This is a genomic window from Desulfosporosinus youngiae DSM 17734, assembly GCF_000244895.1.
Classification (GTDB): Bacteria; Bacillota; Desulfitobacteriia; order Desulfitobacteriales; family Desulfitobacteriaceae; genus Desulfosporosinus; species Desulfosporosinus youngiae.
Genome location: NZ_CM001441.1, coordinates 3784845 through 3802074, shown reverse-complemented (window position 1 = coordinate 3802074; position 17230 = coordinate 3784845). Strand labels below are relative to the sequence as shown.

15 protein-coding genes and 2 pseudogenes are annotated in these 17230 nt (G+C 46.7%); 12 read left to right on the top strand and 5 right to left on the bottom strand.

Annotated elements, in window-relative coordinates; genetic code table 11:
• Window positions 1-344 precede the first annotated feature (344 nt).
• From DESYODRAFT_RS17725 to rhuM, 3 genes and pseudogenes are all read left to right on the top strand, one after another.
• Complete coding sequence (locus DESYODRAFT_RS17725; protein ID WP_007785182.1) at window positions 345-1406, top strand: alpha/beta fold hydrolase; 1062 nt, start codon at window positions 345-347, stop codon at window positions 1404-1406.
• Between the two features lie 412 nt (window positions 1407-1818).
• Window positions 1819-3213 (top strand): 23S rRNA (uracil(1939)-C(5))-methyltransferase RlmD, encoded by a 1395-nt coding sequence (gene rlmD / locus DESYODRAFT_RS17720; protein WP_242833480.1) that lies wholly within the window; start codon window positions 1819-1821, stop codon window positions 3211-3213.
• A gap of 239 nt (window positions 3214-3452) precedes the next feature.
• Window positions 3453-4196 (top strand): annotated as a pseudogene (rhuM, locus tag DESYODRAFT_RS17715) (RhuM family protein); the annotation flags it as partial.
• Between the two features lie 119 nt (window positions 4197-4315).
• Here the strand turns inward: rhuM and DESYODRAFT_RS17710 are convergent.
• The 3 genes from DESYODRAFT_RS17710 to DESYODRAFT_RS26700 all read right to left on the bottom strand — a co-directional run bounded on the left by DESYODRAFT_RS17710 (window position 4316) and on the right by DESYODRAFT_RS26700 (window position 5363).
• On the bottom strand, window positions 4316-4711 hold the full coding sequence (locus DESYODRAFT_RS17710) for a type II toxin-antitoxin system HicB family antitoxin (RefSeq protein WP_007785179.1): 396 nt from the start codon (window positions 4709-4711) through the stop codon (window positions 4316-4318).
• A gap of 76 nt (window positions 4712-4787) precedes the next feature.
• A complete protein-coding gene (locus DESYODRAFT_RS17705) occupies window positions 4788-4970 on the bottom strand; it encodes a type II toxin-antitoxin system HicA family toxin (RefSeq protein WP_007785177.1) in 183 nt (60 codons plus the stop codon).
• Window positions 4971-5099: 129 nt separating this feature from the next.
• The gene (locus DESYODRAFT_RS26700) at window positions 5100-5363 is read right to left on the bottom strand and encodes a hypothetical protein (RefSeq protein WP_007785176.1); all 264 of its coding nucleotides are present in this window, start codon (window positions 5361-5363) and stop codon (window positions 5100-5102) included.
• Window positions 5364-5825: 462 nt separating this feature from the next.
• Here DESYODRAFT_RS26700 and DESYODRAFT_RS17695 point away from each other — a divergent pair, with 462 nt between their 5' ends.
• The 4 genes and pseudogenes from DESYODRAFT_RS17695 to DESYODRAFT_RS28340 all read left to right on the top strand — a co-directional run.
• Window positions 5826-6983, top strand: coding sequence for a HAMP domain-containing sensor histidine kinase (locus tag DESYODRAFT_RS17695; protein ID WP_007785175.1), 1158 nt, complete (start codon window positions 5826-5828; stop codon window positions 6981-6983).
• A 25-nt stretch (window positions 6984-7008) separates the two neighbouring features.
• Window positions 7009-7695 (top strand): response regulator transcription factor, encoded by a 687-nt coding sequence (locus DESYODRAFT_RS17690; protein WP_007785174.1) that lies wholly within the window; start codon window positions 7009-7011, stop codon window positions 7693-7695.
• Window positions 7696-7778: 83 nt separating this feature from the next.
• Complete coding sequence (locus DESYODRAFT_RS17685; protein ID WP_007785172.1) at window positions 7779-8021, top strand: 4Fe-4S dicluster domain-containing protein; 243 nt, start codon at window positions 7779-7781, stop codon at window positions 8019-8021.
• 604 nt (window positions 8022-8625) lie between these two features.
• Window positions 8626-8798 (top strand): annotated as a pseudogene (locus tag DESYODRAFT_RS28340) (TraM recognition domain-containing protein); the annotation flags it as partial.
• A 15-nt stretch (window positions 8799-8813) separates the two neighbouring features.
• On the opposite strand, the gene DESYODRAFT_RS17680 reads toward DESYODRAFT_RS28340, so the two are convergent.
• Together DESYODRAFT_RS17680 and DESYODRAFT_RS17675 are read right to left on the bottom strand one after the other, a co-directional pair.
• Window positions 8814-10085 carry a sensor histidine kinase gene (locus DESYODRAFT_RS17680; protein ID WP_007785170.1) on the bottom strand — a complete coding sequence of 424 codons (1272 nt, stop codon included), beginning with the start codon at window positions 10083-10085 and terminating at the stop codon, window positions 8814-8816.
• A gap of 4 nt (window positions 10086-10089) precedes the next feature.
• Complete coding sequence (locus tag DESYODRAFT_RS17675; RefSeq protein ID WP_007785169.1) at window positions 10090-10815, bottom strand: LytR/AlgR family response regulator transcription factor; 726 nt, start codon at window positions 10813-10815, stop codon at window positions 10090-10092.
• A 246-nt stretch (window positions 10816-11061) separates the two neighbouring features.
• On the opposite strand from DESYODRAFT_RS17675, the gene DESYODRAFT_RS17670 reads away from it, so the two are divergent.
• The 5 genes from DESYODRAFT_RS17670 to DESYODRAFT_RS28765 all read left to right on the top strand — a co-directional run bounded on the left by DESYODRAFT_RS17670 (window position 11062) and on the right by DESYODRAFT_RS28765 (window position 17229).
• Window positions 11062-13659 (top strand): cell wall-binding repeat-containing protein, encoded by a 2598-nt coding sequence (locus DESYODRAFT_RS17670; RefSeq protein ID WP_007785167.1) that lies wholly within the window; start codon window positions 11062-11064, stop codon window positions 13657-13659.
• Window positions 13660-13823: 164 nt separating this feature from the next.
• Window positions 13824-14378, top strand: coding sequence for a LemA family protein (locus tag DESYODRAFT_RS17665; RefSeq protein ID WP_007785165.1), 555 nt, complete (start codon window positions 13824-13826; stop codon window positions 14376-14378).
• Window positions 14379-14386: 8 nt separating this feature from the next.
• A complete protein-coding gene (locus DESYODRAFT_RS17660) occupies window positions 14387-16081 on the top strand; it encodes a DUF2207 family protein (protein WP_007785164.1) in 1695 nt (564 codons plus the stop codon).
• A 24-nt stretch (window positions 16082-16105) separates the two neighbouring features.
• Window positions 16106-17014, top strand: coding sequence for a DUF4428 domain-containing protein (locus DESYODRAFT_RS17655; RefSeq protein WP_007785162.1), 909 nt, complete (start codon window positions 16106-16108; stop codon window positions 17012-17014).
• Between the two features lie 38 nt (window positions 17015-17052).
• A complete protein-coding gene (locus DESYODRAFT_RS28765) occupies window positions 17053-17229 on the top strand; it encodes an FmdB family zinc ribbon protein (protein ID WP_007785161.1) in 177 nt (58 codons plus the stop codon).
• Window position 17230: the final 1 nt, after the last annotated feature.

Sequence of the window (17230 nt, the reverse complement as noted above, 5' to 3'; positions counted from 1 at the left end):
AGTGTCAGGCATGGCCTTTATCACTTATTGATTTGGACTAACCAGAACAACCATACATGCGAGGTTGCCCCATAGATAGTATGAGAGCAAGTCGCAGTTATAATTCTCTCTGTAATCATATAATAAGCAACAAAAGTGTAGAAACTACCTACGTAATTTTGATACAGGTAGTTTTTCTGTTTTTTACCTATAATTTACATCGTATCAAAGTTATATCGTATCAAAAGAAAAAGCTTCTTCTCTAAAGGCTATGTAAAGTATTGGCAGCATACCGGGGGAGTAGCGGAGTGAATGAGAGGTAGAGAAAGGGATCAAGGACAACAGCTGGTAAAGGGGAAATTAAAGTGCTGAAAAAAGTATTGCTTGCGCTGGGCATTATCATTGCAGCTGCTGCAAGTGCTCTTGGTATTTATGCTTATAAGAATATGAATTATGACAAAAGGCCATTAGAGAAAACCTATAAGGCGGGTTATCAGGAAAAGCAAATAACTCTTGCCGGAGGAACCATACTTAATTATGCTGAAGGACCGGATAATGGACCAGCCCTTTTGTTAATACACGGGCAGTCTATGGAATGGGAAGATTATGCAAGAGTCCTGCCGGGATTGTCTGAGTATTATCATGTCTATGCCATCGATTGTCATGGCCATGGGGAATCCAGTCATGATTCTGCAAAGTATACCGGGGTTGCCATGGGGCAGGATTTTGTCCGGTTTATTGAAAATGTCATTGGGGAACCATGCGTGGTATCAGGCCATTCTTCCGGCGGTATCTTAGCAGCCTGGATCGCCGCCAATGCCCCGCAAGATGTTTTAGGGATCGTGCTGGAAGATCCGCCGTTTTTTAGTGTGGAGCCGGAAGAAATGCAGAATACCTTTGTCTGGCTGGAGAACTTTGAAACAGTGCATAACTTTAGAAAGCAAACCGGTACGGATGATTATGTAGTGTACTATATGGAAAATAGCTATTTATGGGGAATGTTTGGCGACTTGCGAAAATTTGTCGCGGCGAGTGCAAGGAAGTATCGGGCCGAACACCCGGGAGAACCGTTAAAATTATGGTACGTACCCTATCAATGGATTCATGGGACGCTTTATTTGGACGACTTTGACCTGGGCTTTTCAGAGACTTTTTATACAGGCTCATGGTTTGAAGGGTTTAATCAGCAAAAAACCTTGTCCCAAATCAACTGTCCTTCCGTATATATCAAGGCAGCCACCCAATACGGCAAGGATGGGGTACTTTATGCAGCTAACAGTGACGAAGATGCTGAAAAGGTGCATAGCCTTATCAAAGGAAATGAGATGACAACTATAAAATCCGGCCACGATATTCATTTCGAGCATCCGGATAAATTTGTTCAGATAATGGCAGAATTTTTGAACAGAATAAGACGTATTCCTTAGGATACTCTATTTTTTTCCTGCGTTCCAGGTGCTGCTTTAGTGGACGCCGGCCATGGATGACCGAGTGCCCTGGAAGACATTCATGAGTTTGTCGAAAGCATCTTGTTTGACGATTTCTCACAGTATGATGGATTTTTTATTAGTTTACAGCAGTAATCGGGAATGTTGACCGATTCCATTGTTTTTCTCTTGTTTCCTACAGTATTGGTGATTTGACTATTTGCTGATTACTTTATGCAACGCTAATGTTTACTATAAATAATGCAAAATAAACTTGAGATAGAATAATCATAGGGCATGAATCCAAGCTGGGGAGGGGATCATGCCCTATGGTTTTGCTAGGGGAAGCTGTTGGACAGGAGGGACGCCTTGGTTTACAATGAACTGGAATATGGTTGGGAGGAAAAAAACCGTGAAATCAAAGTATCCGGTCAATGGGAAAAACAACGCTGCCGGCGGCGTTATTAATAAGGTTATTGATTTAGAAGTCCTTCGTCTTACCTCAGAGGGAATGGCTGTGGGATATTATGAAGGCAAAGCTACCTTTGTGCCTGGTTTGCTGCCTGGGGAAATTGGCCAGGTTCAGATTGTGGAAGTGAAGAAGAACTGGCAGAGGGGAAAACTGCTGGGAATTCTGAAAGCATCTGCAGACCGGGTCAAGCCGCCTTGCAGTGTATTTTCTGTCTGCGGCGGCTGCCAGCTGCAGCACCTGAAGTATGAGCAGACCTTGGCTTGGAAGAAGCAGTGGGTGGCAGACGCTCTGGTCAGGATCGGCAAAATCCCGCTGGATAGTGTAACGATTCAGCCGACCATTGGGATGGATGATCCCTGGCGTTACCGCAATAAAGCCCGGCTGCACTATGGGGAACAAGGTATCCTGGGCTATTACCAGGAAAAAAGCAAAGCGACGGTTCCCTTTGCCGACTGTCTTTTGATCAGTGAGGAGATGAATCGCTGGGTCCGAGAAGCAGAAGAGCTTCTGGGCAAAGGGGATAGGAAATCCTTCCCACAGCTGACCTCGATGACCTTCCGGGAAAATTCCCGGGGAGAAGGGATGCTGATTCTGGACTCCCTGCCGGATACTTTTCTGGCAGATGTTTCTTGGCCAGTTGCCCAGAAGCTGGGAGAATGGGTTGGTCCGGGCAAAGAATGGAAGGGGGCAGAACCCGCAAAGGAAGCAGGTGCAGGGCTCCGCTGGGTTTGGGGGATCAACAGTTCAGGAGAGCCGGAGCGCATCGCCGGTCAAGGGGATTTTACGGAGGATGTGCTGGGAGGGGAGTTTAAGATCTCCCCTCTGGCGTTCCTGCAAGTCAACCTAACTCAGACCCGCAGACTTTATAGCACAGTGCTGGATTGGGCAGAGCTTTCAACAGAGAAAGTTGCTTGGGATCTTTACTGCGGAATCGGGACTATTACCTTGGCCTTGGCGTCCAAAGCTAAAAAGGTTTGGGGAATCGAAGAAAATCCTTACGCTGTGGCAGATGCCCGGGAAAATGCCAGGCGTAACGGAATTAATAATGCAGAGTTTATTGCTGGCAAAGTGGAAGATACTTTCCGGCAAATCATCGATCGTCCGGATATTGTGGTTCTCGATCCGCCCCGGGCCGGAGCACACAAGAGAGTGCTGGATCGATTGCTGGAATTGGGACCGGATCAGATCATTTATGTCTCCTGTGATCCGGGGACGTTGGCACGTGATTTGGAGATACTGCAGAGCGGGGGATACCGGGTGGCTGAGGTGCAGCCGGTAGATATGTTTCCGTGGACGGTTCATGTTGAGTGTGTGGTGACCCTTGAACAGGCTTAAACCCGTTGAAAATAAAGGGTTTTAGCAGGAACTATGACATCTAAGTGCTACCCTTGAGGATACAGAACAAATGACATTGCTGATAAACCCAGTGAAATCAATGCCAATGAGGCATGGCTGAAGAGCAAATGTATGAGGCTGATGAAACAAGGTTGCGCACAGAACATATGTTTGGTAAATTTGGTTGACTACAAATTGTAGTTACTGATTGGTTATTAAAGGGTGGAGGTAAAAATCTAATGGTGAAGAAGAAGAAAAACGAAATTACCATCCGTTCCAGTGCGGCCGAATACCTTACATATGTTGCGGCTACGGGCGATAATCCTCAAAGCTTTGAAATGCGTTATGAAGACGAAAATATTTGGCTTACGCAGAAGATGCTAGCAACGCTATATGACGTAGATGTCCGTACAATAAATGAGCATATACAAAAGATATATGAAGATAATGAATTAGAAATGGGAGCAACTATCCGGAATTTCCGGATAGTTCAAACAGAGGGATCGCGCCAAGTCTCGCGCGATGTTAAGCATTATAATTTGCAAATGATCATTGCTATCGGCTTTAAAGTAAACAATGAACGAGCCGTTCAATTCCGCAAATGGGCGAATCAAATCGTGAAGGAGTACACGATCAAGGGATTTGCCATGGACGATGAACGCTTAAAAAATGGCGGCTCAATTCTGGCAGAGGAGTATTTTGAGGAACAGCTTCAGCGTGTTCGCGAAATTCGTTTAAGCGAGCGGAAGTTTTATCAGAAAATCACTGATATTTATGCAACATCCATCGATTATGATGTAAATGCAAGCGCCACAAAGCGGTTTTTCGCTACTATCCAGAACAAGCTTCACTGGGCGATTCACGGGCAGACTGCTTCAGAAGTTATCTATACCCGAGCAAACGCAGAAAAAGAGCATATGGGACTGATCACATGGAAAGACGCACCTCATGGAAAAATCCAGAAGTTTGACGTATCGGCATCTTTCAAAATTCCAAAATGACCTTATAGATTAATTAATTGCTGAGCAAGTTTAACTAGATAAATCAGCGTTTTTAGGCAATAAAAAAGCAGCCGGTTAGGCTGCTGAAATTATTTTTATTACTAAATACCAAGCTGATCTTTTAGAGCGCTTTGCAGAACCTGAGAGAAGTTTACATTATTCTCCTCAGCAATAGTGTTTAACCAAGCGGGGATTGTAAGGGTTTTCTTTACAGCTTTATGTCCGCGCTTTTGGGAGTATTCGTCTAAGTCAACACCAATGAGACTAACGAAACCATTCTCATATTCGTTAGGGATTACATTTTTAATATTTGTAGCTTTAGGTAATTGCTTATTCTCCTCAACTTCGCCTAACAGCCAACCGGAAGCTGCGTCGATAGCCATATCCATAGCTTCAGGTAAAGTATCGCCTTCGGTTACACATCCTGGTAAATCAGGAAAGACCACAGTATAGCCATCTTCGTTTGGGTAAAAGCAAGCAGGATAAATAAGTCTCATTGCTTATTCCGCCTTTCGTCTAGTTAATTAATTATTTTCAGCTTCTATGCTTATCGTAAACTCTAGGCAAGGGGGCTTATTTCAGCCCCGCTTGTTTTAGGATAGAATTTACTGTTTTGGTTTTTAAATCTTTTCCGTGAAATGAGATTGTAACTTTTCCCGGTTTTGATGGATGTTTATAATGTTTGTGAGAACCTTTGGTGTCAGTGTATTGCCATCCATCGGCTTTAACTATGTTTTCAAGTTCCCGGGGTTTCATTCGTAAACCGTCTCTCAATGTGTTTATTATAACACGTATAGCACGTACAATAAACAGCTATTTGAATAAATTATAGGAGTGTAGTCTTCCATTAGTTACTGTTCAGACGGGGTGTAATACTGACGCCTACTAAAAAGATAGCCCCCATAGGGGCAGGAACATTTTATCGTAGAGGAACAGAAGGTGCGCCTCCCTGAACTCTCGCAGCCTTTCTTTTAGGTTAAACCCGTTCCTGTAGTATTTGCTGGGAGGTTCATATTCGTACTCGCGGTCCGCAAGGTCGAGGATTTGCCCGAATCGTTCCTTGAACGCCTCGACCTTGACCGAGTCTAAATCCTCATCCGGCTCCAGGTTGTTGCGGTAGTGGATCATCTCCCTCAGCAGTTCCCGCATCTTTGCGCTCCAAGTCAGGCCTTTCTCGTTTTGGATGCATCGCATGCCTCTTCGACAGCTACAGCTCGTTTTTGAGTAAGCTCCGGCGACAAAAGGCAAAAGGAATCAAGCGAGTCGATAATAAACTGCTGTACAACCTGACTGAGAATCAAGTTCTGAATGAAGAAACAGACTGGGCGAATGACATAACCTACGACCCATTGTACTTGTAAAATATCTGTTAAAATATATCATTTTTGAAATAAATAGTAACAAGCACTGGTGATTGATTTTACTTGACATACCTGGAGTTAACTAAATGCAACGCTAATGATCCAACATAAATTTTTTATAAAGTTTTTAAAATTGCTTTATAGTATATTTAAAACTATGAATTAAAATAAACACATGAGAACAGCAGGAGCGGTTTATGATAAAGGGAAAAACAATGTTAAAAATTATCAAGGAAGAAGGTGAACAAAGTTGAGATCAAACCATGATTTTCGTAAGTTTTATCATCGGCTTCATCAAGAAAAGTTGCATCATGAGAAATATCGTCATTTAAAGCACGGGGAATTCCCGGACTGGAATTACGAGGAATTCCGCAGCATGCGCAGATCCATGAAGTTTTTCCGCCCCATCGGTTTCCTTTTAACTCTGTTTCTTTTATTCCTGCTGTACTATTGGATGGGACTGAAGGCCATCGGCGTAATTTTTGCACTTATCCTTATTACCAAGGAAATGGTCCACTTTACCTTTTACCGGCGCTTGGAAAAGAAGGTCTTTAAGCCGATCGAACAGCTGAAGAATGGATTCACCGAAATCGGCCAAGGCAATTATAATGTGTCGATTCAGCCAGAGGTTCAAAATGAGTTTGCGCAGTTAATTCATTCATTTAATGAGATGGCCCTTAAACTCCAGGAAAGCGAACGAATCAATCAGGAGTATGAGGAAAACAGAAAGAATTTGGTCGCCAACATTTCTCATGATTTAAAAACGCCGATCACGTCGATTCAGGGCTACCTGGAAATGATCATGGAGGGATATGTTACCCAGCCGGAGCAACTGAATCCGTACCTGAAGACTATTTACAGTAATACCGTGTATATGAACAAGCTGATTGATGACCTGTTTTTATTCTCTAAACTGGATATGGACAAATTAAATATGAATTATGAAATCCTGAACATCCAAGCCTACCTGGAAGATTTGGCAATTGAACTGAAGTTTGAATTTGAAGAAAAGCAACTTGAGTTTTCCTACCGGGATCAGACAGACCAGGATTATCCGGTCAGGATTGACGGGAAACGGGTCTATCAGGCAATCAGGAATATTGTGGACAATGCTGTGAAATATGGTTCGGAGCAGGATTTAAAAGTGGTCATGGAGTTATCTGAGCAGGAGGAGTATGTTTGCATCAATATCGCAGACAATGGTCCGGGAATTCCGGCCGACCGGCTCCCACACATCTTTGACCGATTTTACCGGATTGACCTTGAACGTTCCAAGGATTTTGTGAGTACAGGGCTGGGGCTGGCGATTGCCAAAGAGCTGATTGAGGCCCAGGGAGGAAAAATAGCGGTTGTCAGTATCAGCGGGGAAGGGTCCCGTTTTACAATCAAGCTGCCTGTTCAGAAATAGAGGTCATGAAAGTGGGTGGGAGATCATGAAAAGTGTCCTGATCGTTGAGGATGATTTAAATATTGCGGAGATGGAGCGGGATTACCTGCAGCTAAACGGATATAAGGTGGACATCGTTATGGATGGGGAGGCAGGGCTACAGAAAGCTCTCACCGGGGTCTATGACATTCTGATTGTGGATTTGATGCTGCCGCAAAAAGATGGTTTTACGATTATCAAAGAAGTCCGGCGGAAGCTGGAGATTCCGATTATCGTTCTGTCGGCCAGGAGTGAGGATATTGATAAAATCAAGGGACTGGATTATGGGGCCGATGATTATCTGACCAAGCCTTTTAGTCCAGCGGAGCTGATGGCCCGCATCAAATCCCATTTAAACCGCTATGAACGCTTGACGGGCAGGAATTCAGCTCTGGAAATCATCAATTACCGCGGGCTGGAAATCAATACAGCCGCCCATAAAGTCTATGTCAACGGCAAAGAAGTGCAGCTCACGGCCAAGGAATACGAACTCTTGCTCTTTTTTGCCTCCAATCCCAACCTGGTGTTCAGTAAAGAGCACCTTTTCGATAAGCTTTGGAGTGCGGAATACTATGGTGATCTGGCAACTGTGGCTGTTCATATCCAAAAGATCAGGAAGAAGATTGAAAAAGATCCGGCCAATCCGGAATATATAGAGACCCTCTGGGGAACTGGTTACCGCTTTAATTCCTGAAGACTTATAAGTTCAAGTTATCAATCGTGCATCTAATGAGCATTAAAAGAAAAAGTGCAAAGTAGTCAGAGGAGTGTTGATTTATGAGTGTAAACGTTAATTTGAATCGCTGCGATGGCTGCGGTGTCTGTGACAGCAAATGTCCGGCTAAGGTACTGGCCTTAAAAGAAATCCAGCAGGAGGACTATGACCGGCTTGGTATGTTTGGGAAATTGAAAATCAAAGTCAAGGGTAATTCAAGAGCTTATGTCATTAAGGCATCGGCCTGCACCCAGTGTAGAAAATGTCAGATTAACTGCCATGAGCGGGCGATTAAAGTAGGGTGAATCTCCTAACCCCTAATGTCAAAGGAGCATGTGCGCCTACGTTTTAAACGTTTGGTGACATGCTCAGCAGAAAAAAGAAAGTAACAAAAAAACTTCTTAAGAAGGGTATGGATTTTAAGTTAATCCCCGACATTACAGGTATGTCCGAAGAGGAGATAAAGAATTTAAGATGACACCAATCCATACTCGGCGGAACGACTAACAGGTTGTCATATATTGTTGTTCCGCGCAGGTTCCAGATACCTATGCGAAACGACAATATATGATTACCCTCAAGCATGTTTCGCCGAATAGAGTTTGATGGAAACATATTCTCACAGGATTTCTCGTCCAACCAATGGACTTGAATATGCCGGGATAACATTGATATCGCCGTCAGTGCTACCTCAATTTAAAATGATAATTAATACAACAGGGTTAACTGGACTAAAAATTCTCTCCAATAAAATTGAAGAAGCAATACAAAGACACAAATTTATGATTCACTACGGGCTAAAAACTTAAATGCGAAAATCGGCGGGTGTATTTTCTAACGAAGATACCCCGCTTTTTTATGCCCTTTTTTAGGGACTCAAACTTAAAAGAATGGAGGAGAAGGGGCGACGCCGAGGTACTGAGTAAGGCGTTGGGCAGACGCACCGTCATGAGCGGCAGCGTAAGCCGTGGAAAAATGATCCCAGCCAGTCCTTACAGATGATAGAGCAGCGTCCACTCATGACACCTTACGAACTCAAATCCATTCCCAAGGGTAACTTTGTTGTCATGAAAACCAGCACGCAATAAAGCAACCTTTTATGCAGTAGCCTGAAATATAAACCAGCCATCCTTGACTGAAAACTGGAATACACCACCATGCTTTTCCACGATATGAGCCATGCTCTTTGTGCCAAAGCCATGCCCCTGTTCTTTTGATACTGGCAGGCCCTGATGAAAGACCGGTTCTGTCTGATAGCTGTTGCGAATGTCAAGGCACAGCTTCGTATTCTTGGTATACACACGCAGCCGGATAAGGCGTTTGCTGCTGTCGGCTATCTGTCCGGAGGCTTGTATAGCGTTTTCCAAAGCGTTTGACAAGAGGGAACAAAGCTCGGTATCGCTGAAGGGAAGGGAGTCAGGCAGCCTGGCATCCATCGTCAACAAGATGCCCCCTTGTTTTGCCTTGGCGGCAAAAGCGGACAAAATCAGATTGACGGTTTCGTTTTCGCAAAAGTGCGTGGGCGTGATGGCGTCCATGTCGGACTGGGCGGTCCGCAAATACTCCCTCAGCTCCTCGAGGCGTCCCTCGGCGGCCAGCCCCTGCAAAAGGGAGAAATGATGGCGCATATCGTGCCGATAGGCTGCGGCATTCTGCTGCATCTGCCGCAGAGAAGCAAATTCTGTCTGGGCCAGCCGAAACTGCGCGTCCAGCATGTCCCGCTCTCTTTGCAGAGCTGCCTGTTTTTGGATTTCGGCATAGTACAGGAGGACAAACACAAAATAAAAGGCCGCTGTTACAAAGGGCATGAATTGTACAGCAGCCCGTGCCCCGCTGTACATAAAATTGGTGTACACCGTGGCGGCATAGTCGAACAGATAGTAAAAAGCCGGCATAGCGCCAAAGAGGAGGCAGGATTCCAGAGAACGCTCCATCAGATGCCGGACTGATTTTACCGCATATTTTTGCAGGAAATAGTACATCAGCAAGGCACCGGCTATATAACCGGCATGGTCCATGGAAGCGCTGTCAAACATTTCGCCGGCAACCGTGCCGATCCAACGGGGAGGCTGGCAGCACAGAAAGGAGACAAACATACTGGTTAGTGAAATAAGCCACGAGCGTTTTAAGTAAAGGGCGATAAAAACAGCAACCGGTAAGTGGGAAAGCAGCGGATATATTTTTATGGTTGTCTCCATACCCCAGAGCCGCAGACTTGCCAGTTGCAGCATAAATAAAATGACGGTAAAACACCCCAGCACCAGATAATTTTTCCGTGTACGCGCTATTCCGGCGAAGCTGACCGCAACCGCCGCACCGAACATCAAGGCAACAAAGTAACGGGAGAAGGCAATGGCAGTTTCTATCATCCCCTTATTCTCCCTCCATTTGATAATTCAGATAGTGCTGCTTAATCTCCCGTGCCTTGCCCTGGGCAATAGGGACAGAGGAAAGGGTCTGTAAGGTTATCTGATGATTTTCGATGGTATCCACATACTGCATATTCACAAGATAGGAACGGTGGGGCTTGATAATACATCCATATTTGAGAAGATTAGCGCAAGCAGAAGAAAAGGCTTCCGTACATTCGATAACCTTGCCGGAGCGCAGATGATAGAGCACATTTCTACCAATGACCTCGGCAAAAACCAAGTTGGCAATCCGTATCTTTTGCAGGCCCTCACTGCTCTTCACGATCACCGCATCCTCCTCTTTTTTCGCTTCTATCTGTTCCAGCATCTCATCAAAGGTGAAGAAAAACTTTTCTTTGGAGATGGGCTTCAGTACATAGTTGATGGCTTTCACCGCATAGCTTGCCAGGGCAAACTCGGGGGAGGAGGTAAAGAATAAGATCGGCGCGGTTTTGTCAAAGGTGCGGATTTCCTTGGCCACATCAATGCCCATAAAGCCCGGCATAATAATATCCAGACAATAGACATCAAACCGTTTTCCTTTTTCCAGGGCTGCAACCAGCTCAAATCCGTTGGGAAAGACAGCGTATTCACAACTGAGATTTTTGGCTGACCGATAGAGATTGATCAGCTGCACCATATTGGAAAGTTCATCTATATTATCGTCGCAGATCGCAATCTGCAGCATAAGCCTTCCTCCATTTCTTTAGCATATCAGACTTCCATGCCGCGTGCGGCATCACTGATGTTAGACCGGGCCACTGATGAATGAAAAAGGTTCTCCAAGCTAATTTTACCATAAAAACCGACGAGCCGAAGCCATGGTTCATGTCAAAAAAATCATGTTTCATGCAGCAGAGGGTTTTGGGAAGAAATTTCTGATAGCTTGAAACTATAAAGCGCATCATATGCGCACTAAAGGAGGAACAACAGTATGAAGAAACGATTTATAGGCATCCTGCTCACCCTGTGCATGATGCTTACCTTGCTGCCAACAACGGCGTTTGCGACGGAGTGGACAACAAGTAATACTATTTTTGACGGTTGGTACCATCTTCGCTCTATGAACAATTACCTCAATTTGACTGCCGACGGAGCGGCAGAGCTGCGCAAGCTTTCTGAAAATGAAGCTTTTTATGTGGAAAGCAAGGGCGGCAGCCAATATACCTTGAAAATGAAAGATGGCAGATATTTGGGGCTTGAGGATCCGAGAAAAGACGGTGCGCGAGTAAAAGCGGTCAATAGCCCTTACACTTGGCTTATCCATTGGGAAGCCACTAGCTTTAACAAAGAAAAGTCGGACATTTTCAGTTTGCGTCCACCCGAAGCTACAAAAATGGTCATTAATGCATCCGGTGAGAAAAATGCTGACGGAACTGCCATTATTATATGGACACATGGGGCGTTAGACGCCCCCAATCATGCCGAATTTCGATTTATTCCAACCAACATATCCGCAGATCCTACCGGTGAGAGATGGACAACTTATAAAGAAAACGGGTTGATGGGCTACAAAGACCAGAGCGGCAAGGTCGTGATTAAGGCTCAGTTTGATGACGCAGAAAAGTTTTCTCAAGGTATCGCACGGATTTACGATAAGGCTAAAGGTGCGGCCGCCTATATCGACACCACAGGCAAACTCATCACACCGTTCAAATATGACGCTGCCGCCAGCGGACATATCGCTTATAGCGGTTTGATGCGGGTCGCAATCGACGGAAATGATGTTGTCAACGCCATTATGAATGGGGACGGCGTATATAGCAGCGAAACAGAAAATAATAAAACAGTAATCGTGATGAAAAGCGGCAAAAAACTAAAATATGAACTCAAATACGGCTTTATTGACAAAACAGGAAAAGAGGTCATACCACTGCAATTTGATGAAGCCTATTCCTTTCAGGACGGTCGGGCGACGGTGCTCCAGTACCAAGGCTCACAATATGGCTTTTCTTATAGCAAGATTGGCTATATCGACACAACAGGGAAACTGGTCATCCCGTATCAGTACGGCGGCGAGAACCTCTATGACGGAAGTGCCTTAAGCTACAAAGACGGCTTGGTGTGCTTCTTCGAGTACCTCGGAAAGGGAGGCTTGTCAGCTGACGGATTTGTCAAATATGCTCCGGGAGGCATAATGGATAAAACAGGCAAGGTTATCCTTCCGGCCAACCCTGATAGATGGTATCCTACAAGAAATTTCGGACTCCAATGGAAAGATGGCGTGATCGTGAACAACTACACCACGGAAGTGAACGCGAAAGGTGTACCCACAAAAGGCGGTGGAAAAGAGTGGTCATTCACGGAGTTGTATGACTATTCAGGCAAGCTAATCCGAAATCTGGACGGCTATGTGGAAGCCATGCCTTTAGGGGGCGGCTATACGCTGGCCTTGCACCAACTGCCCACCGATGCGCCTGTGAACATTGGAGGTAGTATGTATATACCAGGCTATTGGTCTGTTTTTGACCGCAACGGTAAGATTGTGGTTGACACTGTTCAAAAGAACAACTTCGCCCTTTTAAACAGTGCTTGCGGCTATGCAAACGGCTACGTCTATTTCGGGGGCGAAGGCTACAAAGTGTCTGAGACACTCGCTCCGGTCACACCTACACCCGCCACACCCGGGGGTTCCCTACTGACAGCGCAGGAGAGTATACGTTTGAGCCGCTCGGACAGGTTTGAGACAGCCGCAGAGATCAGCAAAAATGGCTGGGCATTATCAGAAAATGTGTTTTTAGCTAATAGCAACAGTTTTTCCGGGGCTTTAGTCGGATCCAGCCTGGCTTACCTGAAAGATGCGCCGGTATTGCTGACGGATACAAAATCTTTGTCCTCCGTGACAGCCGGGGAAATAGAAAGACTAAGGGCAAAAACAGTCTATATTATCGGAAACAAGGACGAAGTATCCCTCGAAATCGAAAATGAGCTAAAGGATAAATATAAGGTGCTCAGGATTTCAGGAAGCGACCAGTTTAATACAGCCGCTAAAATAGGGGAAGAAGTAAAAAAAATCAAGGCTTTTGACACCGTAGCCCTGGCAACTCAGAATGATTTTCCGGATGCTTTGGCAATAACACCGTTTTCGGCTAAAAACACTATGCCTATTCTCTTTTCAGGAAAGGACAAACTAAGAGACGACACCAGGGAAGCTCTTCTGGCCTGGGGCATTAAGCAGGTTGTTATTGCCGGGGGAACCGGTGTCATCTCGCTGGCGGTAGAAGATGAACTGAAAAATATGGGTATTGGTGTCACCCGTTTGGCTGGTGAGGACAGATATGATACTGCCTTAGCCATTGTAAAGCATTTTGAAAAGGTTCCCTACACAAAGATCACGCTGGCAACGGGCCTGAATTACCCCGATGCTTTAACGGGGGCAGCGTTAGCGGCAAAGAAAGGTCTGCCCTTGCTGCTGATAAAAAAAGACGATGTAGATGAGGACGTAAAGGCCTATTTGGATGCAAAAAAATTGGAGCAGGTCTATATTTTCGGAGGGGAAGGGGTAATAGCGAAAAATATTGTGGGCAGATAAGCGGGGATAATGTCTCCCTGACATATATACCTGATTATTCAAACTCTGGCCGAAATACTTCCGAGTATCACCTTGGAGTAATCACGCATACGGGCAATAAAATGGGTGGACGGGCAAAACTGTGGTCCGCCCGCCCATTCAAAACTAAAAAAGGAGACTTTATTATGCTGCCAACTTTCATCACCATCGCCGTCATTATCGCGGTGGTTGTCCTGTGGATCATCTCTACCCAGCGCAGACTGGTGGTGCTGGATGAGAATATCAGCAATGCCATGAGCCAGATCGGGGTGCAGCTGTCCAGCCGTTTCGATGCCCTGACAGCCCTTTTGGATTTGACAAAGGGCTATGCCAAGCATGAAAGCGAAACCCTGATTGAAACCATCAAATCCAGGAGAAGTGTCATCACGGCAAAATCAACACCGGATGACGTGCTGCGCCAGGAAGGGATCATCTCCGAAGCCCTGGGCAGGATTGCCATGGTAACGGAGCAATACCCCGAACTCAAGGCCAATCAGACCTATATCAAAACCATGGACGCGGTGCAGACCTTTGAAAACATGGTGCGCACCAGCCGTCTGATCTACAACGACAGCGTCACCAAGCTGAACCGTGAAATCCGCATGTTCCCGGTCTCCATGGTTTCCGGGATGCTGGGCTTTCGGCAAAGGGACTACCTGGAGGAGCAGGCCGGCAAGGCCATTATGCCCAGTATGAAATGAGGTGCCCTATGCGAAAAAAGGTGCATGGTCTGATGCTATGCTTTGTCCTGCTGCTCGCCCTTCCTCTCCCCGCTTTTGCTGCGAATCGGGTGGAAACCATGGATATTCAGGCCGTCCTTTACGAGGACGGCTCCATGTACGTGGCACAGGTCTGGACGGGGGATTTTAACGAAGGAACCGAAAGCTACATTCCCATGAACGCACCCCCTTACCTGACTATCAGCCGGCTTACGGTCTCCGACCAAAACGGGAGCTATGAAACCCTGCCGGATTGGAATATTGACTGGAGCTTTGCCGAAAAGGCGAGAAAATGCGGCATCCATGCTACGGACGGCGGCTATGAAATCTGCTTTGGCATCAGTAATTACGGGCAAAACCGCTATGCCATTGAATATAAGCTGGACAATGCGGTGGGCGGTTACAGCGACAGGGACGGCGTCAACTTTCGTTTTGTCAACCCTGGGATGAATACCACCCCTACCGATGTGAAGGTGGAGATCCGGCTGGCGGACGGCATGCCCATCACTGAGCAAAACGCCGCTGCCTGGGGCTTTGGCTATGACGGACAGGTGGAATTTTCAGATGGCGCCATTCTTGCTTACACGGAAAGCCCCCTTACTCCCGAAAACCATCTGACGGTACTGTTTGCTCTGAATAAGGACATCCTGTCCCCCACCCGGCAAGAACCGGGCAGCTTTGAAGAAGTAAAAGAAACTGCCTTTGCAGGCAGTGATTACGATGACGCCGAATACACGGGCGAGGAAATATCCACATTTGAAGCAATTGTCATCCTACTGCTGTTCATCGGACTTCCCATTGGACTCATTATCTGGCTCCACAAATTAAAAAAGAAACATGCGGAGAAAAAACGACAACGGTTTACAGAGGGGTTCGGGTACTTCAGGGACATTCCCAACGGCGGCAATCTGAGCGCTACCTATGCCTTAGGGCGACTGTTTGATGTCTGTGAGGACGGTGCGATTCTCGCCACAGGAATGCTGCGGCTGATTCAGCTGGGCTGCCTGTCCCCGGTGGAAACCCAGCAGGTCGGCCTGATGGGCAAAACCAAAGAAACGGTGAGCCTGCGGCTGATGGGCAGCCAACATGACAAAATGAACGCCTATGACGAGTACCTCTATACGGTATTGGAAAGCGCAGCCGGTTCGGACGCCACCTTGCAGGCCAAGGAGCTGGAACGCTTTGCCGGCCAAAACGACAAGCTGCTGCGTGCCTACATCCAGAAATGCGACAGCGCGGGCAGAGCTTATTTGAACCAAAAGCACTGCCTGAAACGGTGGGATACCCCGGGAAGACTCACCGACCTGACGCCCGCCGGTGAACAGGAGCTGGGCGAGCTGATGGGGCTGAAACGATATCTGACGGATTTCTCACTGGTTAACCAGCGGGGTGTCAAAGAAATGCCGATTTGGCAGGAACTGCTGACCTATGCCATGCTGTTTGGCATCGCCGATCAGGTGGCTGAGCAAATGAAAGAGCTCTACCCGCAAATTTCCAACCAGCTGACCGATTACAGCCAAAGCATGGTGACCGCCTCTTCCTATCACTATGTGCTTTATAAAAATATGAAGGAAGCCGAAGAACAGCGCGAACAGGAAAAGCGCAGCGGTGGTGGGGGCGGATGGGCTTCCCTTGGCGGGGGCGGCGGCTCCACCGGCGGCGGTTCGGGGGGCGGGACAAGATAATCTGAATAACGGGAGGAACTGATAATGGGACTATTTTCTAAAAAACCCCCTTGCCCCATCTGCGGCGGCAAGATTCCCCTGATCCTACCCTCGAAAATCGAGGACGAATATATTTGCAACAACTGCTATAACAAAATTGATATGGGTGCCGATCAGGAAAGCCATCTGACCATGCAGGGCCTTCGGGAGTATCTGGCCTTTTACGAGCAAAACCAAAGACTGAAAGAACAGTTCGTGATTTCTGAGCGGATTGACTTCGGCCTTTGGGATACCAAAATCATCTTTGATCACCGGAACAAGCTGTTCTGCATGAGCAAAAACCCCGATAAAACCGTATTTGAAGGCCAACAATTGAAATCCTTTACCATTAAGGAGGACAGCCTCCCCCTGTTTGAGGGTTCGGCGGCAGGCCTACGCCGTTATGCCAGCACCGTCACCGAGCGGGCCATGGCGATGGCGCCGCAAATCGCACAGTATGCAGCGAGCAAGCGGATGGCACGAACCCTGGACAGGCTGGATGACGGCAAGGTAAACAACTCCGCAACCGTACAGTATTTTGACATTCCTGAACCCTTTCAGGCATTTAACGTGGAGCTGCATTTCGACCACCCCAACTGGACGGTGCTCAAATGTGATATGGACGGGCCCCGGTTTAATAACACCCTCCCGGATGTGAACAACTACCTCCGCTCCTACCAGCAAAGCATAGAAGAACTGGAAAAGCTGGTGGCCGCACTTAGAACAGTGGCCTTTCCCGGCACAGCCGAGCAGTCTGTCGGCCTTGGCGCAGTTGGAATGCAAGCGGCATATACCACTATGGCTCCCCCTACCGACCCCATCGAAGAAATCAAGAAATACAAGACCCTTATGGAGGAGGGCATCATTTCCCAGCAAGAGTTTGAAGCCAAGAAAAAACAGCTCCTGGGGATTTGAAGAAAATCACCGAATCTATGGGTCAAGGGAGGAATAACATGACTTACGCCTGCGAGGACTGCGGCTTTTTATTCTACCGGGTGGGAGCGGTAAAGGATTGCCCTTCCTGTGAAAAAAATAACGTCCGCCCGGCCACCGCGGAGGAAGCCGGGAGGCTGGAGAAGCTTTTGGAACAAGGAAAAGCAGCTTTACGAATCAAGGGAGGACAGACATGAT